At 70.9% G+C, this 26,008-nt stretch carries 22 protein-coding genes and 1 riboswitch; of the genes, 7 read left to right on the plus strand and 15 right to left on the minus strand.

All coding sequences use genetic code 11. The features are described 5' to 3' along the window. Positions 1-336 precede the first annotated feature (336 nt). The 4 genes from H9658_RS22430 to H9658_RS22445 all read right to left on the minus strand — a co-directional run bounded on the left by H9658_RS22430 (position 337) and on the right by H9658_RS22445 (position 4,186). Positions 337-747 (minus strand): XVIPCD domain-containing protein, encoded by a 411-nt coding sequence (locus H9658_RS22430; RefSeq protein ID WP_179570534.1) that lies wholly within the window; start codon positions 745-747, stop codon positions 337-339. 171 nt (positions 748-918) lie between these two features. Beyond that, positions 919-1,794, minus strand: a complete 876-nt coding sequence (locus H9658_RS22435; protein ID WP_191827014.1) for an NAD(P)-dependent oxidoreductase — start codon at positions 1,792-1,794, stop codon at positions 919-921. 61 nt (positions 1,795-1,855) lie between these two features. Further along, complete coding sequence (locus tag H9658_RS22440) at positions 1,856-2,953, minus strand: NADH:flavin oxidoreductase/NADH oxidase (RefSeq protein ID WP_191827015.1); 1,098 nt, start codon at positions 2,951-2,953, stop codon at positions 1,856-1,858. Between the two features lie 363 nt (positions 2,954-3,316). Then, complete coding sequence (locus H9658_RS22445; protein ID WP_406848157.1) at positions 3,317-4,186, minus strand: NAD-dependent protein deacetylase; 870 nt, start codon at positions 4,184-4,186, stop codon at positions 3,317-3,319. A gap of 325 nt (positions 4,187-4,511) precedes the next feature. Here H9658_RS22445 and H9658_RS22450 point away from each other — a divergent pair, with 325 nt between their 5' ends. Then, positions 4,512-5,261: a response regulator transcription factor gene (locus H9658_RS22450; RefSeq protein ID WP_179569714.1), complete on the plus strand. Its 750-nt coding sequence runs from the start codon at positions 4,512-4,514 to the stop codon at positions 5,259-5,261. Here the strand turns inward: H9658_RS22450 and H9658_RS22455 are convergent. Then, positions 5,242-6,621 carry a sensor histidine kinase gene (locus H9658_RS22455; RefSeq protein ID WP_191827016.1) on the minus strand — a complete coding sequence of 460 codons (1,380 nt, stop codon included), beginning with the start codon at positions 6,619-6,621 and terminating at the stop codon, positions 5,242-5,244. The two genes, H9658_RS22450 and H9658_RS22455, sit on opposite strands and share 20 nt — an antisense overlap. Before the next feature lie 146 nt (positions 6,622-6,767). Here H9658_RS22455 and H9658_RS22460 point away from each other — a divergent pair, with 146 nt between their 5' ends. Both H9658_RS22460 and H9658_RS22465 read left to right on the plus strand, forming a co-directional pair. Then, positions 6,768-9,104, plus strand: a complete 2,337-nt coding sequence (locus tag H9658_RS22460) for a YadA family autotransporter adhesin (protein WP_191827017.1) — start codon at positions 6,768-6,770, stop codon at positions 9,102-9,104. Positions 9,105-9,215: 111 nt separating this feature from the next. Then, the gene (locus H9658_RS22465; RefSeq protein ID WP_179569720.1) at positions 9,216-11,174 is read left to right on the plus strand and encodes a S8 family peptidase; all 1,959 of its coding nucleotides are present in this window, start codon (positions 9,216-9,218) and stop codon (positions 11,172-11,174) included. 113 nt (positions 11,175-11,287) lie between these two features. On the opposite strand, the gene H9658_RS22470 is transcribed toward H9658_RS22465, so the two are convergent. Beyond that, complete coding sequence (locus H9658_RS22470; RefSeq protein ID WP_191827018.1) at positions 11,288-12,541, minus strand: MFS transporter; 1,254 nt, start codon at positions 12,539-12,541, stop codon at positions 11,288-11,290. A 97-nt stretch (positions 12,542-12,638) separates the two neighbouring features. Between H9658_RS22470 and H9658_RS22475 the strand changes: the two genes are divergently transcribed. After that, positions 12,639-13,544, plus strand: coding sequence for a LysR family transcriptional regulator (locus tag H9658_RS22475; protein ID WP_191827019.1), 906 nt, complete (start codon positions 12,639-12,641; stop codon positions 13,542-13,544). Positions 13,545-13,653: 109 nt separating this feature from the next. Here the strand turns inward: H9658_RS22475 and H9658_RS22480 are convergent, their stop codons facing one another. From H9658_RS22480 to H9658_RS22515, 8 genes are all read right to left on the minus strand, one after another. Further along, on the minus strand, positions 13,654-14,325 hold the full coding sequence (locus H9658_RS22480) for a VOC family protein (protein WP_191827020.1): 672 nt from the start codon (positions 14,323-14,325) through the stop codon (positions 13,654-13,656). 187 nt (positions 14,326-14,512) lie between these two features. Continuing rightward, entirely contained in the window at positions 14,513-14,845 is a 333-nt protein-coding gene (locus tag H9658_RS22485; protein WP_003469256.1) for a thioredoxin family protein, read from the minus strand. 90 nt (positions 14,846-14,935) lie between these two features. Next, positions 14,936-15,499, minus strand: a complete 564-nt coding sequence (locus H9658_RS22490; protein ID WP_179569728.1) for a flavodoxin — start codon at positions 15,497-15,499, stop codon at positions 14,936-14,938. A 94-nt stretch (positions 15,500-15,593) separates the two neighbouring features. After that, the gene (locus tag H9658_RS22495; protein WP_179569730.1) at positions 15,594-16,634 is read right to left on the minus strand and encodes a ribonucleotide-diphosphate reductase subunit beta; all 1,041 of its coding nucleotides are present in this window, start codon (positions 16,632-16,634) and stop codon (positions 15,594-15,596) included. Positions 16,635-16,760: 126 nt separating this feature from the next. Then, the gene (locus H9658_RS22500; protein WP_179569732.1) at positions 16,761-19,178 is read right to left on the minus strand and encodes a ribonucleoside-diphosphate reductase subunit alpha; all 2,418 of its coding nucleotides are present in this window, start codon (positions 19,176-19,178) and stop codon (positions 16,761-16,763) included. 180 nt (positions 19,179-19,358) lie between these two features. Then, positions 19,359-19,580: riboswitch (cobalamin riboswitch) on the minus strand. Between the two features lie 200 nt (positions 19,581-19,780). Then, on the minus strand, positions 19,781-20,638 hold the full coding sequence (locus H9658_RS22505) for a sterol desaturase family protein (protein ID WP_191827021.1): 858 nt from the start codon (positions 20,636-20,638) through the stop codon (positions 19,781-19,783). 7 nt (positions 20,639-20,645) lie between these two features. Further along, positions 20,646-20,942, minus strand: coding sequence for an EF-hand domain-containing protein (locus H9658_RS22510; RefSeq protein ID WP_191827022.1), 297 nt, complete (start codon positions 20,940-20,942; stop codon positions 20,646-20,648). Positions 20,943-21,058: 116 nt separating this feature from the next. Further along, the gene (locus tag H9658_RS22515) at positions 21,059-21,586 is read right to left on the minus strand and encodes a hypothetical protein (protein ID WP_191827023.1); all 528 of its coding nucleotides are present in this window, start codon (positions 21,584-21,586) and stop codon (positions 21,059-21,061) included. A gap of 192 nt (positions 21,587-21,778) precedes the next feature. Between H9658_RS22515 and ompR the strand changes: the two genes are divergently transcribed. The 3 genes from ompR to H9658_RS22530 all read left to right on the plus strand — a co-directional run bounded on the left by ompR (position 21,779) and on the right by H9658_RS22530 (position 24,852). Next, complete coding sequence (gene ompR, locus H9658_RS22520; protein WP_191827024.1) at positions 21,779-22,501, plus strand: osmolarity response regulator transcription factor OmpR; 723 nt, start codon at positions 21,779-21,781, stop codon at positions 22,499-22,501. Next, positions 22,498-23,772, plus strand: a complete 1,275-nt coding sequence (locus tag H9658_RS22525) for an ATP-binding protein (RefSeq protein WP_191827025.1) — start codon at positions 22,498-22,500, stop codon at positions 23,770-23,772. The genes ompR and H9658_RS22525 overlap by 4 nt, the downstream gene beginning before the upstream one ends. Before the next feature lie 171 nt (positions 23,773-23,943). Then, on the plus strand, positions 23,944-24,852 hold the full coding sequence (locus tag H9658_RS22530) for an alpha/beta hydrolase (RefSeq protein ID WP_191827026.1): 909 nt from the start codon (positions 23,944-23,946) through the stop codon (positions 24,850-24,852). A 33-nt stretch (positions 24,853-24,885) separates the two neighbouring features. Here the strand turns inward: H9658_RS22530 and H9658_RS22535 are convergent, their stop codons facing one another. Further along, on the minus strand, positions 24,886-25,656 hold the full coding sequence (locus tag H9658_RS22535) for an SIR2 family NAD-dependent protein deacylase (protein WP_191827027.1): 771 nt from the start codon (positions 25,654-25,656) through the stop codon (positions 24,886-24,888). Positions 25,657-26,008: the final 352 nt, after the last annotated feature.

The following is a 26,008-nucleotide window of genomic DNA, read 5'->3' on the forward strand; positions in this document are numbered from 1 at the left end:
GGCTTCAGCCGCGACGGGCTTTACCGATAGGGCCTGTCGCGGCTGAAGCCGCTCCTACAGGGACTTGCGGCAGGCCAGCCGGGTGCACTGTGGGAGGGACTTCAGTCCCGACGCTTTACCGCGAAGGAAAGCGCACCACTTCGCTCGTCGCGGCTGAAGCCGCTCCTACAGGAACTTGCGGCAGGCCAACCGAGTGCATTGTGGGAGGGACTTCAGTCCCGACGCTCCAATGCACAGGAAAGCGCACCGCTTCGCTCGTCGCGGCTGAGGCCTCTCCTGCAAGGTGCGGCATCCGCATGCTGGCGGCATACAGCCTCGCCCGCCCTCAAGCCGCGCTCACTCCGGGCGCAGGCGCAGCGCCAGGCGCCGGTTGACCTTCTCCAGCCGCGCCAGCGAGTCTTCCACCGACATGCCGACCGCCTCGTGGGTGGTGATATGCGCACGCAGATGCGCCGGGTCGTCCAGGTCGCCGCGCACCAGGAACACGTTCTCGCCCTGCTCCACTTCGCCCAGTTCGCGGCTCAGCACCACGTGATCGACCTGGTCGAAGCCGTACTCCTTGGCCAGCGGCAGCAGCCGCGCCACCATGCGCTCGCTGATCGCGTCGGGCGCGCGGCCGCAGGCGGCATCCAGCGCATGCACGCCTTCGCGGATCTGTGCGTACAGCAGGTGGTCGGGATGCTCCGGGTGCTCGGGGCCGAGCGTGGCCTCGCGTGCGACGGCGCGCGGCGGCTGGATGGGCGTCATGGCGCCGGGGTCGGACGAATTCGGGCTCATGGCATCCTCCTATGATGCGCTTGCAGGCCGCCGCACCTTAGCGGCAAGCACGCGGCCAGCTCAAGCGCGGCGAGGCAGTCTGCACCAAACCGCGACAAGGCGACCTGAAGATGGCTGCCGCCGCGCCGCGGCAGCGAACGCTCAGGCCTGACCGGCGCGGCGTGCGGCGACCTTGGCCAGCGCCGACCAGTCCAGCTCGCCGTCGCCGTGCGCGAGCGCATCGATGAACTGGTCGCGCAGCACCGACGCCAGCGGCATCGGCACGTGCCGGGTCTCGCCGGCGTTCAAGGCCAGGCGCACGTCCTTCAGCCCCAGCGTGGTCTTGAAGCCGGCCGGGCTGTAGCGCTGCTCGGCGATCATGCCGCCGTAGTTCTGGTACGCCGGTGCCGCGAACAGGGTGTTGACCAGCATGCCCAGGAAATCGGCCGCGTCCACGCCATGCCCGCGCACCAGCGCCGAGGCTTCGGCCATGGTGCCGATGGCGCTGGCCAGGCACAGGTTGGCGGCCAGCTTGACCGCATTGGCCTGCTCCGGCGCCGCGCCGAAATACCAGGTCTTGCGCCCGATCACGTCGAGCAGCGGCTGCACTCGCGCCAGCGCGTCGGCATCGCCGGCGGCGAGCAGGTTGAGCTGGCCGGCGGCGGCCACGTCGCTGCGGCCCAGCACCGGGATCGCCAAGTAGGCCACGCCGCGTTCGGCGTGCAGGGCGCTCAGTTCGCGCGCCAGCGCCACCGAGATCGTGGCCATGTTGACGTGCACGCTGCCGGCCGGCAGCGCGTCGAGCGCGCCGCGCTCGAGCAAGGTCTCGCGCACCGCCGCATCGTCGGCCAGCATCGAGAACAGCACCGGACCGCGCACCGCGTCGGCCGGCTGCGCGGCCAGCTGCGCGCCGGCCTCGAGCAGCGGCTGCGCCGCGGCCGCGCTGCGGTTCCACACGGTCACCGCGTGCCCGGCGCGCAGCAGGTTGTGCGCGATGGGCTGGCCCATCGTGCCCAGGCCGAGAAATCCGATGCTCATCGCCAACTCCTTGCACAACTCGTGATGGATGCCGCGACCTGCGCGGCACAGCGCGCGCGGGTCACGCGTCGAACAGGCCGCGCGCCGAACGCGGCTCGCAACGCAGGTATTGCGGCGACGGCTTCAGCTTGGCGCCCAGCGCGGCAGCGGCGTGCCACGGCCAGCGCGGGTCGTAGAGGATGCCGCGGGCCAGCGCGATCGCGTCGGCCTGGCCCTCGGCCAGGATCGCCTCGGCGTGCTGCGGCTCGGTGATCAGGCCGACCGCGATCACCGGCATGCGCACTGCGCGATGGATCGCTTCGGCCTGCGGCACCTGGTAGCCGGCCGCCAGCGGAATCTGCTGGCGGCGGGCGAGGCCGCCGCTGGACACGTGCAGGTAATCGCAGCCCTGCGCCTGCAGCGCCTGCGCCAACGCGACGCTCTGCGCCACGTCCCAGCCGCCCTCGACCCAGTCGGTGGCGGAGATGCGCACGCCCACCGCGATCGACGCCGATACCGCCGCGCGCACCGCCGCATGCACGCGCAACAGCAGGCGCATGCGGTTCTCCAGGCTGCCGCCGTAGGCGTCTTCGCGCTGGTTGCTCAGCGGCGACAGGAACTGGTGCAGCAGATAGCCGTGCGCGGCATGCAGCTCGATCAGTTCGAAACCCAGCCGTTCGGCGCGCTGCGCCGAGGCGACGAACGCCGCGACGATGGCGTCGATGCCGGCCAGGTCCAGCGCCTGCGGCGGCGTGCCGTGTTCGGCGAAGGCCAGCGCCGACGGCGCCACGGTCTGCCAGCCGTTCGGCTGATCCGGCGCGATCGCGCCGCCGCCGTCCCACGGCTTGTTGGTGGATGCCTTGCGCCCCGCGTGCGCGAGCTGGATCCCCAGCGGCATCGGCGACCAGCGCCGCACCGAGGCCAGCACGCCGCGCAATGCCGCTTCGGTGGCATCGTCCCACAGGCCCAGGTCGGCATAGCTGATGCGCCCGCGCGGCTCCACCGCGGTGGCTTCCAGGATCAGCAGGCCGGCGCCGGACTGCGCCAGCTGGCCGAGGTGGATGGTGTGCCAGTCGCTGGCCTGGCCATGCTCGGCGGAGTACTGGCACATCGGCGCGATGACGATGCGATTGGACAACGACAGCGGCCCCAGGGCGAGGGGCGAGAAGAGATGGCTCAAGGTGGCGTTCCGTGGGGGCGCCCGCTGCACTGCGGGCAAGCTGCCATTGCACTCCTGCCGGCGCTGCCGATCAACCACTGCCCGTGGATCAGTTCGTGTGCGGATTCGGAACGCGCCGCGCCGGAGCCGCCACGGCGTGTCATCGATTGCCGAGTAGGTCGCGTTGGGTCTGTCAGGTCGCCAGCCGGTGCTGCGTGGCGCAGCGCCTGACTGGCGGTCAGGTCAAGCCGCGCGGTGCCGGCTGGCGGCCTGACAGGCCCAACCCGTAGGGCCACTGTTGCGCGTGCACGCTGCCGTGCCAGCACTGACGTGAACACGCATGCGCGGGCGTGGCGCGAGCTGCTCGGGGATTGATGACACGCCCTAGGCGGCCGCGCGTGGCAGCAGGAACTGCAGCGCCTGCGCGCAGGGTTGCGCCAGTTTCAGGCTCAGCAGGTCGTCGCCGCGGGTGCGGCCCAGGTTGACCGCGGCGATCGGCAATCCGGCCTTGGCCGCGGCCTGCACGAAGCGGAAGCCGGAATACACCATCAGCGACGACCCCAGCACCAGCATCGCGTCGGCCTGCTGCAGGTGCGCGAAGGCGGCGGCCACGCGCTCGCGCGGCACGTTCTCGCCGAAGAACACCACGTCCGGCTTCTGCACGCCGCCGCACTGGGTGCAGGCCGGCACCGCGAAGGCGGCGAAGTCCACGCCTTCCAGGTCGGCGTCGCCGTCGGGCGCCTGCCCGGCCTGCAGCGTCGCCCAGTGCGGGTTGTGCTGCAGCAACTGGTGCTGGAAGTCCTCGCGCGGCAGGCGCCGTTCGCAGTCCATGCAGCGCACCACGTCCAGGCGTCCGTGCAGGTCGATCACCGCGTCGCTGCCGGCGGCCTGGTGCAGGCGGTCCACGTTCTGGGTCAGCAGCAGTTCGACCTGGCCACGCGCTTCCAGCTGCGCCAGCGCCGCATGCGTGGCGTTGGGCCGGGCATGGCCGAAGCGCGGCCAGCCGACCAGACTGCGCGCCCAGTAGCGCTGCCGCGTGGCCAGCTCGCCCATGAATGCCTGATAGGTGACCGGCTGCGCGCGCTTCCAGTCGCCGGCGGCGTCGCGGTAGTCGGGAATGCCCGAATCGGTGCTGCAACCGGCGCCGGTCAGCACGAACAGGCGCCGGTGGCGCGCGACGAACGCTTGCAGCGCTGCGTCCGTGGCGGCCGGTGCCGGCATGGGCAGGGCGTGATCCGGCAATGTCTGGTGCATCGTACGGTGTCCTTGGGCGGCTGCGTCGGTGCGGCGTGGACGACCGCTGCGCCAGCGACGCGATGAATCCCATCTTGGGTCCGCCGCGCGGCAACGCAAGCGCCCGCAGGCCGGCGTGCCGGCTTCGCATTGCGGCATCTGCCGCGTGAAGACCGCGCACGCGGCGCGCACGGCGCCGAATCCGCGTGCAGCCGCAGCATGCCGCGCATTGAAAGCCCTGCAGAAACTGGCTACTGTCGGGCACCGGCAGGATGCATCGGCTGCGCGCAGCCGCGCTGCCGCACGATGCCTCCGGCAGCAATGCCGCCCATCCCGATTCCGCGTCGTGAGCAGATTTTCCGATCCGATAGGCCAGCCGATCGCCGCCACCGCCACCGCCTCGCTGCGGGTGGCGCTGCTGGAGGACGACGACGTGCTGCGCGACCGGGTCCTGGTGCCCGGGTTGCAGCGGCACGGTTTCGAGGTCACGCCGCTGCGCACCGCGCAGGCGCTGTGGGCGGCGCTGGACGACCAGCGCTTCGACCTGATCGTGCTCGATATCGGCCTGCCGGACAGCGACGGCTTCACCCTGACCCAGCAACTGCAGGCGCAGCGCCCGGGGCTGGGCATCGTCATCCTGAGCGGGCGCGGCGAGCAGCCGGATCTGGTGCGCGGCCTGACCCAGGGCGCGGACTCCTATCTGATCAAACCGGTGCAGATCGAGATCCTGGCCGCCACGCTGTTCAGCGTGGCGCGGCGCATGGCGCGTCCGCTGTCCTCGGCCCCCAGCGCGGCGGAGGAATGGCAGCTGCAGGACGACGGCTGGTGCCTGTTCTCGCCCGATGGCCAAGCGGTGCCGTTGACCGGCTCCGAGCGCAAGGTGGTGCAGAGCCTGTGGAGCGCGCGCGGGCGGCTGGTCACCCGCGACGCGTTGATCGGCATGCTCGGCGGCAATCTCGGCCTGGAGGTCGACCCGCATCGCCTGGACGCGCTGCTGCACCGGCTGCGGCTCAAGGTGCAGGAGCGCACCGGCGTCGCGCTGCCGCTGAAGGCGGTGCGTGGCGAGGGTTACCTGCTCATGCCGCAGGAACGCTGAGCGCCGCCAGCGGCAGGCGCAACACGAAGCAGGTGCCAGCGCCAGGCGCGCTGCGCACCTCCAGGCTGCCTTGCGCCTCCTGCGCCATTTCGAAGGCGACCGCCAGTCCCAGCCCGGTGCCTTGACCGGCCGGCTTGGTGGTGAAGAACGGCTCGAACGCCTGCCGCTGCACGTCCGCGCTCATGCCCACGCCGGTATCGGCGATCTCGATGCGGGCGCAGGCGTCCTCGCGGCGCAGGCAGATCGAGAAACTGCCGCCGCCGGGCATGGCATCGCGCGCATTGGCGGCGAAATTGAGCAAGGTCAGGTCGAGCCGGCTGCGGTCCAGGAACAGCGGCAGCGGTTCCGGCGCCACGTCCAGATGCAAGCGCACGGTCGGCCCGAACAGTTGCCGCAGCATCGGCTGAATGCCACGTAGCGCCTCGCCGGCGTCGAAGCGCTCGGGCACGCTCACTTCGCGCCGGCTGAAGCTCAGCAGCTTGCGGCTGATCGACACGCCGCGCTGCGCGGCCAGCGCCACGCCGTCCAGTGCGTCGGCCAGCGCCAGCGCATCGCGCGGCGGATCGAAATCCAGTTCGTGCACGCAGTGGCGCTGCTCGGCATAGCCGAGGATCGCGCTGAGGACGTTGTTGAAGTCGTGCGACACGCCGCTGGCCAGTTGCCCGACCAGCTCGATCTTCTGCAGATGCAACAGCCGCTGTTGCGCCTGCGCGCGCTCGCGCATCTCCACCCGCAGCCGCGCGGCGCTGCGCCGCGCGCGCCACAGGCTCTCGCGCAACGCGGCCACGGTGCGATCCAGCACCAGGGTGATCATCAGGTAGCTCAGCGCCAGCGACGGCAGGTTCTGGAACGGGCTGCGCGTGCCGCGCGGATCGCGCCCCCACGGGCTCTCCATGCCCGCCCAGAAGATCAGCGTGATGCACAGGTACACCACCCACAGCGCGCGCCGCCCGATCACCAGGGCGGCCAAGGTCAACATCATCATCGGGTAGGGATCGAAGGCCTGCACCTGGTAGCCGAAGGCCAGATTGGCCGCCACCGCCGAACACAGCACCACCGCGATGAACGCCGCGGCGGCCTGTTGCAGCAGGCCGCGGCGGATCATCCACACCCCGGCCCAGGCCGCCACGGACATCGCCGCGTCGGTGCCCACGTCCACCGCCAGCTGGCCGGCGGTCATCTGGATCTGCGGAGCGGTCAGCAGGTGGTAGAGCTTGTTGAGCGGGATCTCGCAGCCGAGGAACAGGAACAGCACCTGCAACGCAGGCGCGTTGCGGCGGTCGACCGGATCGGCGATGGGAACGCGCCGCAGCCATGTCCAATGCCGACGCCACAGCCGGACCAGCAGATTTTGTGGCATGCGTCCCACCCAGACTCCCATGTCGGTGAGTCTACCGTGAGGTTGACGTGAATTTACCGGCATTGAAGGCGGCCAGGGCTTACCGCCTTAATCGGGGCTAAACCCATTGCCGGGACCGTCGTCCCAGCGCTGCCCTGGAACCGCTCATGCCCGTTAAGCACACGCTCGTTCGCTCGCGCCGCACATGCCCTTCGTCCACTCTGTCGCACGCTCCTTACAGCCTGCTGACGGTCGCGTTGCTGCTGGCGGCGGTGCCATTGGCCGCCGGCGCGGCCGCTGCGCCCACGGCCGTCGCGCCTGCCGCCCAGCCAGCCACGACCACGACAGCCGCAAGCAGCGGCGACGCGCAGCCCGCCGACGACGCGGATCCCTCCGCGCCGGTGCAGCCCGGCAGCCAGAACACCACGGGCTACTTCATGGCCGAAGGCCTGAACGACGGCAGCGACTTCGCCGCCGCCGCCGGCCTGCGTGCCGTGGCGATGGGCGCACGCGCCGACGCATCCGGCGCCTTCGCCATCGCCATCGGCCACCACACCGTGGCCTCCGACGCCGCCGCCATCGCGATGGGCGACGGGGCGGTGGCCAGCGGCACCTCGGCGATCGCGATCGGCGGCAGCTTCTTCGGCAGCACCTACGGCGACTCGGCCGGCGCGCAGAGCACCGGGTTCGGCGCGCTCGCCATCGGCACCGCCGCCACCGCCTCCGCCACCACCGCCAGCGCGGTCGGCTGGAACGCCAGCGCCAGCGCCGCCGGCGCGACCGCGGCCGGTTCGGCCGCCGCCGCCAGCGGGCTATACGCCAGCGCCTTCGGCAGCTCGGCCCTGGCCACCGGCGAGCAGGCCAGCGCGTTCGGCTACGCCGCCTCCGCCAGCGGCACCGGCGCGATCGCACACGGTGGCTACAGCGTCGCCTCCGGCTTCTTCGGGGTGGCGATGGGCTACACCGCCACCGCCAGCGGCGACGGCGGCATCGCGATCGGCGACAGCGCCTCGGCCGCCGGCCAGCAGAGCGTGGCGATCGGGGCGAGCAACAGCGGCGTTCCGGCGCAATCCAACGGCCTGGGCGCGGTCACCGTCGGCGCCGGCGCCTGGGCGCTGTCCGACTACGGCACGGCGCTGGGCTTCGACAGCCATGCCGACGCGGCCTACAGCATGGCCCTGGGCGCATCGGCGCTGGCCACCAGCAGCAATGCGCTGGCGGTGGGCGCGCAATCCTTCGCCGACGGCGAGGACGCCAGCGCCTTCGGCTCCATCGCCAGCGCCAACGCCGCCGGCGCCACCGCGCTCGGCAGCGGCGCCACCGCGCTGAGCGCAGGCAGCGTGGCGCTGGGCTACAACAGCGCCGCCACCGGCGCCAACAGCGTGGCGATCGGCGCCGGCTCGGTGGCCGACCGCGACAACGCCGTGGCCTTCGGCACGGACGGCGCCCTGCGCCAGTTGACCTATGTCGCCGCCGGTACCGCCGACACCGATGCAGTCAACGTGCTGCAGCTGCGCAGCATCGCCACCGCGCTCGGCGCCGGCAGCGTGGTCGGCAGCGACGGCAGCCTGAGCGGCAGCGCCTATCTGATCCAGGGCCGCACCTACGGCAGCGTCGGCTCGGCACTGTCGGCGCTGGACGGCGCGCTGTCGTCGCTGGACACCCGCGTCGGCACGCTGGCCCAGGGCGGCGGCGGCGCCGTGGCGGTGGGCAGCGGCGCCAGCGGCGGCCCCAGCGTCGGCGCCGGCACCAATGCCGTGGCGGTCGGCGCCGAGGCCACTGCGAACGGCCACAACGGCACCGCGATGGGCGCCAATGCCCTGGCCTACGGTCCCAACGACACCGCGCTGGGCGGCAACGCGCGGGTCAACGCCGACGGCAGCACCGCGGTCGGCGCCAATGCCAGCATCAGCGCCAGCGCCACCAATGCCGTGGCGGTCGGCGAGAGCGCCGCGGTCACCGCCGCATCCGGCACCGCACTTGGCCAGGGCGCGTCTGTCTCGGCCGACAACGCGGTGGCGCTGGGCCGCAACTCCAGCGCGACCCGCGCCAACACCGTGTCGGTGGGCAGCGCCGGCAACGCGCGCCAGGTGACCAACGTGGCCGCCGGCACTGCCGCCACCGATGCGGTGAACGTCAGCCAGATGCAGGCCGGCGACAGCGCCACGCTGAGCAGCGCCAACGCCTACACCGACAGCCGCCTGTCGGGCTGGGACGACAACCTGACCACGCTGCGCAGCGACACCGATCGCCGCTTCCACGACGTGGACCGGCGCATCGACCGCATGGGCGCGATGAGTGCCGCCTATGCCGGCATGGCGGTCAACACCTCGGGGCTGGCCGGCGCCAACCGCGTGGGTGTCGGTGTCGGCTCGCAAGGTGGCGAGAGCGCGCTGGCGGTGGGCTACCAGCGCGCGATCGGCAACCGCGCCAGCGTCTCGCTCGGCGGCGCGTTCTCCGGCAACGACAAAAGCGTTTCCGCCGGCGCCGGCTTCAGCTGGTGATGCCGCGGCGGCACGCCGGGCGCGCCGGCCGCCCCCCACGCACCGTTTTCCGCCGGCCTGCCGCACTGCGCGGCCGGCGCTCCTCATCACCCTCCTCGTAGAGAGACACACATGACCACCGTCCCGTCGCTTCCCCGCAGCCTGCTGGCCCTGTCGCTGAGCCTGGCGCTCGCCTCCACCGCCCATGCGCAGACCGCGCCGCGCTTCTCCGTCCTGCAGAGCGCCACGCCCGGCCAGTCCAAGGTCTACGATGGCCTGATCGTGACCTACCGCGACGGCAGCAGCGAGCGCCGCGACGCCAGCGCCGCCGCGAGCAGGCTCAGGCAGATCATGGCCGCGCCGAGCACCACGTCGACCTGGTCCAGCACCTATCGGCAGAGTGCGCCGGCGCTGAGCCGGGTGCGCCGGCTCGCCATCGGCGCCGATCTGGTGCGCCCCAACCGCGCACTGAGCCAATCGCAGCTGGAGACGCTGATGACCAGTCTGCGCGCCGATCCGGCGGTGGCGCACGTCGAACCGAACCTGATCCTCAAGCCGGTGCGCAGCACCGTCCAGGCCAGCGCCAGCGCGGTCGCCGCGCCCAACGATCCAGGCTACGTGGTGCAGTGGCACCTGCGCACGCCCGACGGCCACCTGGAGACGCTGGCGCCGGAGACCACCGGCTACGCCAACCGCGGCGGTATCGACCTGCTGCCGGCCTGGCAGTACGGCACCGGCCAGGGCGTGGTGGTCGCGGTGATCGACACCGGCATCACCGCGCATCCGGACCTGGATACCTCGCTGGCCAGCGCCGGCTACGACTTCATCAGCGACGCACTGATGTCCGGCCGCGCCAGCAACGGACGCGTGCCCGGCGGCTGGGACACCGGCGACTGGACCACCGACGACAAGTATCTGACCGCCAACGGCGGCTGCGCGCAGCCGGACGAGCAGACCGACAGTTCCTGGCACGGTACCCACGTCGCCGGCACCATCGCGATGCGTACCAACAATGGCCTGGGCATGGCCGGCATCGCCCCGGACGCCAGGATCCTGCCGATCCGCGCGCTGGGCCACTGCGGCGGCAGTACCGCCGACATCGCCGACGCCATCGTCTGGGCCTCCGGCGGCCACGTCGACGGCGTGCCGGACAACCCGAACCCGGCCGAGGTGATCAACATGAGCCTGGGCGGCTACGGCAGCTGCACGGAGGACGCGGTCACCGCCCAGGCCATCGCCGGCGCGATCGCACGCGGCACCCTGGTGGTGGTGGCCGCCGGCAACAGCAACGCCGACGCGGCGGCGTTCACGCCGGCCAGTTGCCCGGGGGTGATCAACGTGGCCGCCACCGGCATCACCGGCGGCCGCGCCTCGTATTCCAACTACGGCAACACCATCACCCTGTCCGCGCCCGGCGGCGGCGTGTATGCCAACGATGCGTCCAGCGGCAGCGGCTCGGTGCGCACCGGCCTGGTCTGGTCGACCCTCAACAGCGGCGCACATGGCCCCGACCAGCCGGTCTACGCCGGCTACGCCGGCACGTCGATGGCCTCGCCGCACGTGGCCGGCGTGGCCGCGCTGGCGATCAGCGCGGCGATCGGCGCAGGCCGGCCGATGCCCTCGATCTCGCAGCTGCGCGACATCCTGACCCAGACCTCCAACGTGTTCCCGGTCAAGCCGACCCTGCGCATCGGTGCCGGCATCCTCAACGCCGGCAAAGCGGTGGCGCGCGCCGCCGGCGCCAGCGGCGGCGGCGACGAAGCCACCGCGGTCGGCATCGGGCCGGGCACGCTGGGCAAGCTGTCCGCGGCCGCAGGCCAGGGCACGCTGTATCGGCTGGACCTGCCGCTCAACGCGCGCAACCTGCAGATCCGAACGCTGGGTGGCAGCGGTCAGCTCAAGCTCTACGTGCGCGCCATCCGCGCGCCCAGCGCCGACGGCAGCGATGCCGACTACAGTTCGGTGCGCAGCGGCACCACGCAGAACGTGCAGATGGCGCTACCGGTGTCCGGCAGCTATTTCATCCGCCCGGTCGGCGGCAGCGGCGGCTACGCCAACGTGAGCCTGTCGGTGACCTACTCGGTGCAATGACGCGCCGATGATGCCGGGAGTGGGGAAATGGGAATCGGGAATCGGAAAACACGGGCAATCGCCTTTGCTCTGTTCTACCGATTCCCTATTCCCCACTTCCCATTCCCCATCCGCTATTCGCCGCGCGGCGGATGCGGGCCGAAGCGGCCGTAGGGACGGCTGTCGTCGGCGCCGCGGCGCAATACCTGCGCGGCGACCAGGGCGATGCCCAGCAACAGCAGGCAGCAAGCGGCCAGCGCGTTCCAGCCGCCGTGCTGCCAGGCCGCGCCGCTGAGCGACCCGATCAGGCTGGCGCCGCTGTAGTAGGCGAGCAGGTACAGCGACGCGGCATGGCCCTTGTTGCGCCCGCCGAGGCGGCCGACCCAGGCGCTGGCGGCCGAGTGCGCGATGAAGAAGCCGATGGTCAGCAGCACGATGCCGGCGATGACCACCGCCAGCACGTGCGCGATGGTCAGCGCCACGCCCAGCGCCGCCACCGCGATGCCGGCCAGCACCACCGGGCCGCGGCCGAAGCGGTCCGACGCGGCGCCGGCCACCGACGAGGACACGATGCCGAACACGTAGGCGCTGAAGATCATCCCGAGCTGGCTCTGGCTGAGCCCGAATTCCGGCCCGCCCAGGCGGAAACCGGCGTAGTTGTAGACGCTGACGAACACGCCCATCGCCAGGAACGGGATCGCGAACAGCCACGGCAGGTAGCGGTCGCGCAGATGCCCGCCCCAGGCCTGCAGATGGAAACGCAGGTTGATGCCGCGACGGCGCACGAAATGCCGCGAGGGCGGCAGCAGCAGCACGAAGCCGACCGCGGCCAGCAGGTCGATCGCGGAGACCGCCGCCAGCGCGGTACGCCAGTCGAAATGATCGGTGAGCACGCTCATGCCGATGCGTCCGACCATGCCGCCGAACGCGTTGCCGGCCACGTACAGACCGGTGGCCGCGCCGAGCTTGGACGCCGGCACTTCCTCGGCCAGATACACCATCGCCACCGCCGGCACGCCGCCCAGGGCGACGCCGGACAGCGCGCGCACCACGACCAGCGCGCCCCAATGCGGCAGGCACGCGGCGAGCAGGTTGAGCAGCGCCGCCAACGCGATCGACACGAACATCAGCCCGCGCCGGCCCAGGTTCTCCGACACCGCGCCGGCGCAGAAGATCGCGATCGCCAGGCCGCCGGTGGCCAGCGACAGCGGCAGCGAACTGGTCGCCGCGTCGACCCCGAATTCGCGCGCGAATGCCGGCAGCAACGGCTGCACGCTGTACAGCAGCGAGAAGGTGGCGAAGCCGGCCAGGAACAGCGCCAGGCGGATGCGCAACAGCGGCGCGTCCGCCACGGCCTGTAGCGGCGGGCATTGGCTGGAAGTGGTCACGACGGCGCGGCAACGAACAAGGGCGGCCAGTATTTGCCTGCGTCGATCCGGTGTCCAATATATGATCCAGGCATTCTCCATATCTTCTGGATATGACATGGAACTGCGCCATCTGCGCTACTTCCTGGCCGTCGCCGAGGCCGGGCACTTCACCCGCGCCGCGGCGCAGCTGGGCATCCAGCAGCCGCCGCTGAGCCAGCAGATCCGCGCGCTGGAACAGGAACTGGGCACGCCGCTGTTCGTGCGCACCCCGCGCGGCGCGGACCTCACCGAGGCCGGGCGCGCGTTCCGGGTCGAGGCCAGGCGCGTGCTCGCCGACCTGGAACGCGCCGGCGACGCCGCCCGCCGTGCCGCGCGCGGCGAGAGCGGCGTGCTGCGGCTGGGCTTCACCGCCTCGGCCGCGTTCAACCCGATCGTGCCGACGCTGGTGCGCAACTTTCGCCGCGCCTGGCCGGCGGTGGCGCTGGCGCTAGAGGAAACCAACACCGCCGGCCTGCTTGCCGCGCTGGTGCAGGGGCGCCTGGATGCGGCCTTCATCCGCTACAGCGTGGTCACGCCGCCCGAGTTGCAGCTGCTGAAGTTTCCCGACGAGCCGATGAAGATCGCGGTGCCGGCCGCGCACCGCCTGGCCAGGCGCCGGCGCGCGCCGCTGTCGGCGCTGGCCGGCGAACCGTTCATCCTGTTCCCGCGCAGCTTCGGCACCAGCCTGTACGACGAGATCCTCGAAGCCTGCCGCCAGTCCGGCTTCGAATTGCAGATCAAGCAGGAAGCGCCGCAGATGTCGTCGATCGTGAACTTGGTCGCCGCCGAACTGGGCGTCTCGGTGGTGCCGGCCTCGACCACCCAGGTGCAGTTGCCCGGCGTGCGCTACCTGGACATCGAAGGCCGCGTGCCGATGGCGCGGCTGGCGCTGGCGGCGCTGCCGGCCACCGCACAGGCGCTGCCGGTGGTGCGCCATCTGTGGCAGCTGGCGCAGGCGCATGCGGAGGGAAAGCGCGGGTAGCCGCGGATTCCGCTCCACCTGCAGGAGCGGCTTCAGCCGCGACAGATTCCTGCCCGCAGGTCCTGTCGCGGCTGAAGCCGCGCCTACAGTGAAGCGTAGGCGCGCTGCCTCATTGCGATACCACTTCCCATCCCGCCGCGTCGCGCAGCACCTGCCCGCCGCGCACGCCCTCGACGACGGCACGCACGCCCTGCGCGAACGGCAGCTGGCGCTGCTCGGGGAACCAGCGCCGCTGCGCATCGACCACGATCAACAGGCCTTCGTGATCGCCGAGCGGCGCGAATACGTCGGATACCGGCATGAACGGCGGCAGTCCCATCCGCTCCTGCGCCGCGGCGGCAACCGCGGGCACCTGCGCGCTGGGCAATCCGATCTCGCTGATGCACAGCAGCTCGGCCGCGGAGAACGCGCCGTCGGCGACGGCGTGCGCCGGCAGCGGCTTGCGCGCGATCAACTCCAGCACCGCGCCGTCGGGTCCGGCGAAATACACCGACTGCGATTGCCACGCCGCGTCGAGCGCGAAGCGCGATTCGCCCAGCGGATCGCGCAGCAACGGCACGCGCTGGGACAGCCAGCCGCAGGCGGCGTCGAAGCGAGTCGAGGGGATGTTGAACGCCAGATGCACGCTGCCGACATCGGCGTTGGCGGCCACCAGATCGAGCAGGCTCCAGCCGATGCGCACCTGGGTGGTGGCCGCGACAGGGAGTTGCAGGACGTCGCGATAGAAAGCGGTACTTGCCGCAGGATCGCTGGCGGGCAGGCTCAGTCGGGTGATACGCATGGTGGCTCCTTGTGCGGGAGCCAGCATTGGACGACCTCAAGCATAGTTGAGGTCAAGTACGGCGCGTAGCGTGTGGGGTGTTCGCGCGGACGTGCTCCTGTAGGAGCGGCTTCAGCCGCGACAGGACCTCCGGGTAGAACCTGTCGCGGCTGAAGCCGCTCCTACAGGAGAGCCTTGCCGCGAGCGCTCAGCCCAGATGCGCGCGCACCGCTTCGTCGATCTTCGCCGGCGGCACGAAGCCCGGCACCCGCGCCACTTCCTCGCCCTGGCGGAACAGCATCAGCGTCGGCGTCTGGCGCAGGCCCTGGGCGCGGAAGAAGTCCTCGCCCACGTCCTCCATCTTCACCTTGAGCAAGGTCACGCCCTGCGCGCTGTCGCTCTCGGCGAAGCGCTCCAGCGACTTGTCGAGCATGCGGCAGCCGGGGCAGTTGTCCTTGTTGAAATCGGCCAGCACGCGCGGATGCGCGGCGATGGCGTCGGCGAACTGTTCGGCGGTGGCGACGGTGATGGTGGTGAACATGGTGCGGAACCTTGTCTGATGTCGGAGGATGCCTGGCGCGGGATGTCCCGACGCCGGCGATGCCAGCAAAACGAATGGACCAATGCGGCGTCAACCGCTGCCGTGCAGCGGCAACGCCGTCGAGGCGAACCCGGCCGCGCTGCCGAACGCGGGTTCGGCGGCGGTCGCCACGGGCGCGGCGCCGGCCGGCAGCGCACGCGCGGCGCGCAGCGCCAGCACCTGCGCGCACCAGGCGTCGATCGCGGCGTTGTCGCGGTCGCCGTGCGGCATCTGCTCGATCTCCAGCAACGGGTAGGCGCTGCCGAAGAAACGCGCGATGCGCTTGACCGCGCCGCAGTAGTACTCCAGTCCCCACTGCGTCTCGCCGGTGCCGAACGCGGCGACCTCCACATCCTTGCCGGCCGCCTCGACCAGTTCGGCGATGTAGCGCTTCATCTCCGCCGGAGTACGCCCGGCGTTGTCGCTCCAGCTGCCGAGCAGGTGCAGGTCGAAGTCCGCCGCGCGCGCGGCGTCGCCGAGCGCGCCGTGCAGGGTCTGCAGGTCGGTATGGATCCAGGTCACCTGGTGCCCCGCGGCCTCGCACTGCGCATGCACGCGACGGGCGACGTCGCGGGTGTTGCCGCTGAGCGAAGCGTAGGCGAGCAGGATGTTCATGAGGCGGGGATTGGGGATTGGGGATTCGGGATTCGTCAGAGCACGGGGATTTGCTGTTGCCAATCCCCAATCACGAATCCCCAATCCCGGCCCCTCACAGATCGTCGAAGCCGTTGTCCGAGTTGGTCTTCTTGTAGCTGGCGTTGCGCATCTCGAAGAAGTCGGTCTTGGTCTCGGTGAAGTTGTCCGCGTAGGCCTTGATCCACGGCATCACGTTGTCGCTGGCGTCGGTGTACAGCTTCTCGATGCCGAGCATGCCGGACATCTTGTTGGCGCGGTACTTCACGTACTGGATCATCTCGTCCACGTCGATGCCCTCGATGCCGTCCAGCACTTCGGCGGACCACTCGGTCTCCAGCCGGATCGCGTGCTCGAACGCCTGGTGCACGTAGTCGGTCAGCTCGTTGGTCTGCAGCTCGGCGTTCTCGCCGATGATCGCGCGGATCAGCTCGCTGATGAACTTGGTATGCGCCAGCTCGTCGCGGTTGATGAAGCTGATGATCTTGCCGGTGCCGGTCATGCGGTTCTGCCGCACCAGGTTGTAGAAATACGCGAAGCCGGAATAGAAGTTGATGCCTTCCAGGATCGAGGACTGGATCAGCGAACGCAGCAGGGTCTCTGCGGTCTTCTCGCGCATGAAGTCGTCGTAGGCCTGCATGATCGGCTGGTTGCGCGCGATGATGGTCGGGTGCGTCCGCGCGATCTCGAACACGCGGTTCTGGTCGGCCAGCCCGGCGATGGAGGCCAGTACGTAGGAATAGCTCTCGTTGTGGATCACCTCCTGCTGGCCGATGATCGCCGCGTTGGCGTGCGCGGCCGGGTCGGTGATGTATTCGGCGACGTTGTAGATGAAGCGCGTCTGCGGCGAATCCAGCGTGGCCAGCAGGCCGATGATCGAGTCGTAGGCGTTCTTCTCGCGCGCCGACAGTTCGCCGTACTGCTTGGCGTCGCCCTTCATGTCCACCTCGTCGGGGATCCAGAAGTTGGTCGACAGCTCCTTGTACGCGCGATAGAACGACGGGTACGGGATGTCGTTCCAGTTGAGGATGCCGCTGGTGGTGCCGTTGATGATCCCGGTGGAACGGTTGGGATGCATCGGTTCGAGGATTTTGATGCGGTCGAGCGCGATGGCCATGGGTCGGATTCGGTAGTGGGGTGAAGCGCGCCGGCAGGCGGCGCGGCGATGCGGGAGCGGCGCACCACGCGCATGGCGTTCCCAGTGGGAAGCCATGCGCGCGCAGGCGCCGCTACGGGGTGGCGATCAGCTCGAGCACCACTCGCATTCGCTGATGTCGATGTCGTTGGAGCGCACGTAGTAGGTGGTCTTCAGGCCTTCCTTCCACGCGGTCATGTGCAGGTCGAGCAGGGTGCTGGCGCGAATGGTGCTGGGCACGTAGAAGTTGAAGCTGATCGATTGGTCGACATGGCGCTGGCGGCGCGCGTTCTGGCGCACGCTGGCGAACTGGTCGACCCGGTAGGCGCCCTTCTCGTAGTACGGATAGGTGTCCACGGTCAGGCCCGGCGCCACCACCGGACGGCGGAAGTCCTTCTTCTCTTCGTAGTAGAACGCGCTGTAGATCGGGTCGATCGAGGCGGTGGAGCCGGCGATCTGCGCGGTGCTCATGTTCGGCGCCACCGCGATCATCCAGGCGTTGCGCACGCCGTTGATGCTGACCTGCGCGGCCAGTTCCTGCCACTCGGCGCTGTCGTAGCCGCGCTTGCTGAAGTACTCGCCGTTCTGCCAGTCGCTGCCCTTGAACACCTTGTACGCGCCCTTCTCCTTGGCCAGCGCCAGGCTCGCCTGGATGGTCAGGTAGTTGATGCGTTCGTACAGCTCATCGCAGTAGTCCTCGGCCTGCCTGGAGTTCCACTCGATGCCCTTCTGCGCCAGCAGATGGTGCCAGCCGAAGGTGCCCAGGCCGATCGCGCGGTACTTCTGGTTGGTGATCGTGGCCTGCGGCACCGGCAGGTCGTTGAGGTCGATCACGTTGTCGAGCATGCGCACCTGCACCCTGATCAGCCGCTCCAGCACGTCCGGCGACAGCAGGTCCGGCTGCGCGGTGACCGCGCGGCCCAGGTTCACCGAGGACAGGTTGCACACGACGAAGTCGCCGGCCTGCTTGGTGGTCACGATCTGGTCGCCGCTGATCATCTCCTGGATGACCCGCGTCGGGCTCATGTTCTGCAGGATCTCGGTGCACAGGTTGCTGGAATAGACCATGCCCTGGTGCTTGTTCGGGTTCATGCGATTGACTTCGTCGCGATAGAACATGAACGGGTTGCCGGTCTCCAGCTGGCTGACCATGATCCGCTTGAGCATGTCGATGGCCTTGACCACCTTGCGGCCGATGCGCTCGTCGGCCACCACTTCCTCGTAGCGGGCGCGGAAGCTGCCTTCGCCGCGCTTCTCGTCGAAGAAGTCCTGCAGGTACCAGCCCTTGACCTCCTTCACCTCGTGCGGGTCGAACAGGTACCACTCGCCGCGGCGCTCCACCGCTTCCATGAAGATGTCCGGCACGCACACCGCGGTGAACACGTCGTGCGCGCGCAGGCGCTGGTCGCCGTTGTTCAGGCGCAGGTCCAGGAACGCCTCGATGTCGCGGTGCCAGATGTCCAGGTACACGGCGATGGCGCCCTTGCGCTGGCCGAGCTGGTCCACCGACACGGCGGTGTTGTTGAGCTGCTTAATCCACGGCACCACGCCGCCGCTGGAGTTCTTGACCCCGCGGATCGCCGAGCCGGACGAACGCACGTAGCCCAGGTAGGCGCCGACGCCGCCGCCGTGCTTGGACACGCGCGCCACGTCGGTGTTGGAGTCGTAGATGCCCTGCAGGCTGTCGTCGACGGTGTCGATGAAGCAGCTCGACAGCTGCCCGCCGATCTTGCCGGCGTTGGCCAGGGTCGGCGTGGCCACGGTCATGTACAGGTTGGACAGCGCCCAGTAGGCCTCGCCGACCAGCTGCATGCGCCGCTCGCGCGGCTTCTCGTCCTGCATCAGGTACAGCGCGATGGTCAGCCAGCGCTCCTGCGGCAGTTCGTAGACCTTGCGCGAGTTGTCGGTGGCCAGGTAGCGCGTGGCCAGCAGGTACAGGCCGTTGTAGGCGAACAGCTTGTCGCGCTCCGGGTCGATCATCCGGCCGGCTTCGGCCAGCTCGTCCTTGGAGTAGTTCTTGAGGATGTCGATCGAGTACACGCCGCGGTCGGCCAGGCTTTCCTGCAGGCCGACGTAGGAGCCGTACTTCTCGCCGGCATCGTAGAAACGGTTCTTGCTGGCGCGCTTGTACAGGCGGTGCAGGTACAGGCGCGCGGCGAAGTACTCCCACTCCGGCGTGGCGATGTCCACGCGCGACTCGGCCTCGCGGATCAGGTAGTCGACCATCTCGTCGGCCGACAGGCTTTCCTTCTTCTCGACGAAGGCGAACGCCTTGCGCTCGTAGTCGGCCACGTCCAGCTGCGGGAACTCGGCATGGATCCGGTCCAGGGTGCGCTGCAGGCGCGAGCGGTCGAAGGCCATGCGGCGGTTGCCGCCGTCCTTGACGATCCAGGTCACGGCGCGCTGGTCGTTGCTCGGCTCGCTGGCGGCCGCATCGGGCTGCGCGGCAGCGGCGGCGGCAGGCGTGGGGTCGACATCGGCGGTGTCGAGGGGGGCTGCGGCCGGCAGGCTGTGGGTCTGGCTCATGAAGGTCTCCAAGCGTGGTGCACCCGGCTGCCTGACCCTCGCAGGCAACGGTCCGACCGGATCAGCAGGGTGGAGACGCGGTGTCGCAGAGACCGCGACGGCGCAGGCGCGAGCCTGCGGGCGGTCAACGCTTCACCGACCATCTCCCCCCGGAGATTCAACGGTCGGCGCCGCGCTGTGTGCATCGCGCGGCTGTCGGCAGGTCTTCGGGCTTATGGGCGACGGCCGATGGCCGGTTCCTAGCCCGTCGCTTCCCAAGGCAGGGCGCCTCAGTGCGGGTGACGGGTTCGTTCCCAATTACCGCTGCGGGGCAGCGCCGGCCTGAGCGCTCGCGCGCCGCACCGGCTTCCCTTTTGATCCCGCAGCCTGGTGGCTGCTGGAACCGACCACCACAAGATAGTGGGGTCCCCGGGCGTCGTCAACGCTAAATGTAGTCACAAAACCGAAAACCCAAGCGGGGCAACCATTTGCTGTGGCGAGGCCGCACATCCCTGCAGCGGGGCGCCGGAGCGGGCCTGGAAACGGCCGTAGCGCCCATGCCGCAAGGGCCTCGGCGACCCCGTCGGCGGCGGGCCGGGCGCGGCCGGCCACGCCGATCTGCGCTAACTGCGCGGGGCGTCGGTCGGCGCGTCGGTCACCGCTGCCCCGGGCGGGCCGAACAGCACCCGCAGGCGCTGCCGCCAGCCGCGGGCGCGGCGCAGGTCGCGCAGCAGCGGCGGCCAGGCATGGAAGGCGATCGTCACCGGGTTGTGGCTGCGCAGCGGCGTCGTCAGCCCATAGCGTGGCGGCACCCCGGGCCGCTCGGCGCGGAAGCTGCCGAACAGCCGGTCGAACACGATCAGCACCCCGCCGTAGTTGCAGTCCAGGTATTCGGGATTGCTGGCGTGGTGCACGCGGTGGTGCGCCGGCGTGTTGAACACCCATTCGAGCGGCCGCGGCAGGCGTCCGATCAGCTCGGTATGCAGCCAGAACTGGTAGAACAGGTTCACCGCCAGCGCGCCGAGCACGTAAGGCACCGGGAAGCCCAGCCACACCAACGGCGCGAAGCACACCGCCGCGCCGGTGAGCTTGCCGGTCCAGCCCAGCCGGTAGGCATTGGCCAGGGTGTACTGCTGGGGAGAGTGATGCACCGCGTGGTTGAGCCAGAACCAGCGCACCCGATGATCGGCGCGGTGCATCCAGTAGTAGCAAAACTCCTGGCCCACGAACAACGCCAGCCAGTGCCAGGGCCGGTCCATCGCGACCGTCGCCACCCGCAGCGGCCAGACCGCGTACAGCAGCGCGCCGACCACACCGCCCTGCAGCAGCAGGCCCAGCGCGGCGCGGCCGAGCGCATCGCCGAGCGAGGCCCAGTAGGCCTTCCAGTCGTAGCGGCGACCGCGCCTGCGCCAGGCCCAGGCCTCCAGCGCGGCGACCGCCGCCAGCAACGGCAACACCAGCAGTGGCAACCAGGGGCGCATCGCCGGCTCAGGGTTCGCGCTGCTTGGCCTGTTGCATGGCCTGCATGGCCGCGCGCAGCTCGTCCGGCGACAACTGGCCGTCGCGGTTGCCGTCGAGCGCATCGAAGCGCTTGGCGATGCGCGGCAGCGACGCATCGGCCTCGCTGCGGCTGATCAGACCGTCGCCGTTGGCGTCGGCCGCCTTCAGCCGCTGCTGCAGCTGTTGTTTGTGTGCGGCGGTCGGCGCGGTTGGCGTGGTCTGGGCGACGGCGGTGCCGGCCAACAGCAGGCTGCACAGCGCTCCACAGGCAATGACAAGCTTCATGGCGATCCTCGGGAAACGGAAATAGAGGGGAAACAAAGGCGTTGCGGCGCACGCGGCGCCGCAACGCGGGGCGATGGGCGCCGCGGGCGTGCGGTCGCCGCGCCCGCGGCTCGTGGTCACGGGCGGCAGGCCACGACCTCGCCGGCAGCATTGGTGCAGGTGCCGGTATGGCTGACGCTGCCGCCGGCGGCCGTGGTCGAGCCCTGATAGCTGGCGCCGTTGGCGGCGGTGGCGGTGGTCTGGCGGCTGCCGGTGACGCTGCCGTCGGCGCTCTTGGCGACGCTGCCGCTGCTGCTGGCGCTGCCGCCGTTGGCGCCGCTGACGCTGGCGCTGCCCTGGCGGCCGGCGCTGCCGTCGGCGTTGCGGTAGAAGGCGCCCTGGCGCGTGGCCGAACCGCCGTTGACGCCGCTGGCGGTGCCACCGCTAGTGCCCGACGCGTTGCCCTGGCCGTCGGCCTGCCACTGGCGCGCCCGCGCCCGGCTGCCGCTGGCGCCGCTGGCGCTGGCATTCACCGCGGCACTGCGGGCACCGTCCACATGGCTGGCGGTGCGGGTGCGGGTGCGTTCGCGCGCCTGCGCGTCGGTCGCCGCCAGGGCGGTCAGACCGCCCACGGCCAGGGTGAGCAGCAAGATCGAACTGTGCATCGAGGTTTTCATCGTGTCCTCTCCGGATAGGCAGCGGGTGGCTGCGGTGGAGCCACGGTAGGCCGCCTGCGGGCACAAGGTGTTGCGGTGTGACCAGCGGATGTTTCTGCGGGCGGCGGCGGAAACATCCGCTTACAAAGTCCGCACGGCGGGCGTTGCCGGGCGACCGTGGCGCAGCCGATAGTGGCGTCCATGAACGACGCCCCTGCCCGCCTGCTCCTGGTCGACGACGACGAACGCCTGCGCGAACTGCTGCGCCGCTATCTGGAAAGCCAGGACTTCTCGGTGAAGGCGGTGGCCGACGGCGCCCAGCTGCAGCACGCGCTTGCGCGCGGCCATTACGACCTGGTGGTGCTGGACCTGATGCTGCCCGGCGAGAGCGGCCTGGAGATCTGCCGGCGCCTGCGCGGCCAGGGCGACACCACGCCGATCGTGATGCTCACCGCCAAGGGCGACGAGGTCGACCGCATCGTCGGCCTGGAGATCGGCGCCGACGATTACCTGCCCAAACCGGTGAATCCGCGCGAGCTGCTGGCGCGGATCCGTGCGGTGCTGCGGCGCACGCGGCCGGCCGGCGCCGGCGCGCCGCAGCCGGACGGCGGCGAGATCGGCTTCGGCCGCTTCCGCCTGCACCTGGGCCGGCGCGAACTGAGCTGCGACGGGCAACCACTGAAGCTGACCACCGCCGAGTTCGCGGTGCTGTCGGTGCTGTTGCGGCATCCGCAGCAGCCGCTCAGCCGCGACCGCCTGATGAGCCTGGCGCACGGCCGCGAGCACGACGCCTTCGCGCGCAGCATCGACGTCACCGTGGCGCGGCTGCGCAAGCTGCTCGAGGACGACGCGCGCACGCCGCGGCTGATCCAGACCGTGTGGGGCATCGGCTACGTGTACGTGCCGCCGGAGATCGCGCCATGAGCCGCACCCGCCACGTCGGCGATGGCTGGCCGCGCAGCCTGTTCGGGCAACTGGCGCTGGTGATCGCGCTGGTGCTGGCCGGGGCCGGCCTGCTGGCGCTGCTGCTCGGCCGCGAACTGGCGCTGCGCCCGGCCGCGCAGCAACTGCTGCGGGCGATGGACGGCTTCGCCAACGTCGCCGAGGCGCTGCAGCGCTCGCCGTCGTCGGCGGCGCTGGAGCCGGCGCTGCGCGAGGCCGGGCTGCAGGTCCGGCACGCGCCGCCGCCGGTGGTCGACGCGCGCAGCGGGCCGCTGGCCGACGAATTGCAACGGCGCGCTGCGGACCAGCTCGGCCCGGGGCGCGAGCTGCGCCGCGGCCACGGCGACGGCGCGGTGTGGCTGAAGCTCGCCACGCCCGATCCGCTGTGGGTGTCGTTCGCCGGCGAGCGCCGCGGCCACGGCGTACGCCGCTTCTCGGTGGCGTTGCTGGCCGCCTGCGCGCTGCTGGTGTGGCTGGCGGCGGCCTATTTCGCGCGGCGCCTGGTGCTGCCGCTGCGGCAGCTGGCGCAGGCGGCACCGCATCTGGTGCGCGGCGACGGCGCCGTGCCGGTGGTCAGCGGCGGCCCGCGCGAAGTGAACGACCTGGCACGGGCCCTGACCGACGCCAGCGCCGACGTGCGCACCGCCGCGGCCGAACGCACGCTGATGCTGGCCGGCATCTCGCACGACGTGCGCACGCCGCTGACCCGCCTGCAGTACGCGCTGGCGCTGCTGCCGCAGGTGGAGCCGGAACTGCGCGAGGGGATGGAACGCGACATCGGCGAGATCGACGCGATCCTGGCGCAGTTCATCGCCTATGCGCGCGACGGCCGCGACGAGGCCAGCGCGCCGCTGGACCTGGTCGAACTGTGCCGGCATGCGCTGGGCGCGGCGCAGGCGGCCTGGGACGTCGACCTGCCGGCGCAGGCGCCGCTGTACGCCAAGCCGATGGCGCTGCAGCGCGCGCTCGGCAACCTGATCGGCAATGCCGAGCGCCACGGCGCCGCACCGTTCCAGTTGCGCCTGGCGCGCGACGGCGACGGCTGGCGGATCGAAGTGCGCGATCACGGCCCGGGGCTGGATCCGGCGCTGGCCGCAAACGCGCAGCAGCCGTTCGTGCATGGCGGCCACGGCGGCAGCGGATTGGGCCTGGCGATCGTCGAGCGCGTCGCCCGCCAGCACCATGGCGAACTGCGCCTGGACAACGCCGCGCCGCACGGATTGCGCGCCACGCTGCGGGTGCGCGAGGCATGAGCACCGGCACCGCGGCGACGGCGCAGGCAGCCATGCGCACCGCGGCAGCCGCTGCACCCGCGGACGCACGGCATCGCGTTCGCGCCGGAAACGGATCGCTGCCGCGCCCCCTCCCCCTCCCCCTCCCCCTTCCCTTCCCTTCCCCGCCGCCGCCCTCCAAGGACTCCGCCAATGACTTCGCTCGCCCGCACCCTGCTCGGCGTCTCGCTGCTGCTGACCGCGCTATCCGCGGCAACGCTGCAAGCGCAGGATGGCCGCCTGCGCGAACGGCTGCGCGCGCGGCTGGCGCAGTCGGCCGCCGCGCCGCGCGCGCCGCTGCCCGAGGGAGCGCGCGTGCTGCGCGATGTCGCCTACGGCGCCGATCCGGCGCAACGCTTCGATGTCTACCTGCCCGCCAATGCGCGCAACGCGCCGCTGATCGTGATGGTGCACGGCGGCGGCTGGGCCAACGGCGACAAGGACAATCCCGGGGTCGCCGCCAACAAGGTCGCGCACTGGCTGCCGCAGGGCTACGCGCTGGTGTCGGTGAACTATCGCCTGCTGCCGCAGGCCACGCCGCTGCAGCAGGCCGGCGATGTCGCCCTCGCGGTGGCCAAGGTGCAGGCGCTGGCCGCTGGCTGGGGCGCCGATGGAGCACGGATGGTGTTGATGGGGCACTCGGCCGGCGCGCACCTGGTGGCGCTGCTGGACCTGTCGCCGACGCTGCTGGCGCAGGCCGGCGCGCACGCGCCGCTGGCTACCGTGGCGCTGGACAGCGCCGCGATGGACGTGGAGCAGGTGATGCAGGCGCGGCACCTGCCGCTGTACGACCGCGCCTTCGGCAGCCAGCGCAGCGACTGGATCGCCGCCTCGCCGTATCACCAGATGGGCACCGCCGCGCCGCCGCTGCTGGCGGTGTGCTCCAGCCGCCGCGCCGATGCCTGCGCGCAGGCCCGGCACCTGGCCGACAAGGCGGCGGCGCGGCGGATCCGCGTCGAGGTGCTGCCGCAGGACCGCAGCCACGCCGAGATCAACCACGACCTGGGCCTGCCCTCGGCCTATACCGACGCGGTGGACGCGTTCCTGCGTAGGTTGCGCTGAGCGCTTGCGGGCGCGGATCGCCTGCGCCTGGCTTCAGCCCGCCGGCCAGCGCTGCAACAACAGCGGCAAGGCCACTGCCGCGCTGTCGCGCCAGTGCAGGTCGGCGCGTGCGGACAGCGCGCTGGGCTCGGGGTTGATCTCGACCACGTAGGCGCCGCGCTCCTTGGCGCGCAGCGGCAGCCCGGCCGCCGGATAGACCAGGCCGGAGCTGCCGATTACCAGCACCAGGTCGGCCGCATCGGCGGCGCTCTCGGCGCGCGCCCAGTCGGCGGCCGGCAGCGCCTCGCCGAACCACACCACGCCCGGACGCACCGCGCCGCCGCAGGCCGCGCACACCGGCGGGGTCAGACGCTGTGTCGGGGCCTGCACGTCGATCGGCGGCAGCAGGCCGTGCCAGGCCTGGCCGCAGTCGCCGCAGCGCAACGCCGACAGGCGCCCATGCACATGTGCGGCGACCTCGCTGCCGGCACGCTGGTGCAGGTCGTCCACGTTCTGGGTCGCCAGGGTGGTGCTCTTCCGTGCGGCCAGGCGCACCAGCGCGTGGTGTCCGGCATGCGGCTGCGCCTGAGCGACGATCGCCATGCGCCAGCGATACCAGCCCCAGACCAGCGCCGGGTCCGCCCGCCACGCTTCCTCGGTGGCCAGCTGCTGCGGATCGAAGCGCGCCCACAGGCTGTCGTCCTGGCCACGGAAGGTCGGCACGCCGCTTTCGGCGGACATGCCCGCACCGGTGAGGACCAGCAGGCGGCGCGCGCCCTGGATGAAGGCGGCAACGGTATCGGCGTTGTAGGCGGAGCTGAGCATGGCGCACACAAAGGTGATGGTCTTCGCACTATTGCATTGACCCAGTTCCACCTCAATCTGCAGCACAGCAATGCCGCCGCGGCTGTGGATGCGACACAAGTTTCGAGACGAAGGCGATGCGATCGCTGTCGCCATGACATGCGACCCGCTGCCGTCGGTACGGTCGTGTCGTCATCGTAATTGCGTGAGGCGTTGCTGTTGCTGTTGCTGTGGCTGTGGCTGTGGCTGTGGCTGTTGCTGTGGCTGGTGCTGTGGCTGTGGCTGTGGCTGTGGCTGTTGCCATTGCTTTTGACTTACCGGGTTCCCTTCCGAAGCGGCGGCCATGGCGGGGAAAAACCCCGAAGGGGCGGCG

Origin of the sequence: Xanthomonas bonasiae (assembly GCF_014836395.1) — a bacterium.
Classification (GTDB): Bacteria; Pseudomonadota; Gammaproteobacteria; order Xanthomonadales; family Xanthomonadaceae; genus Xanthomonas_A; species Xanthomonas_A bonasiae.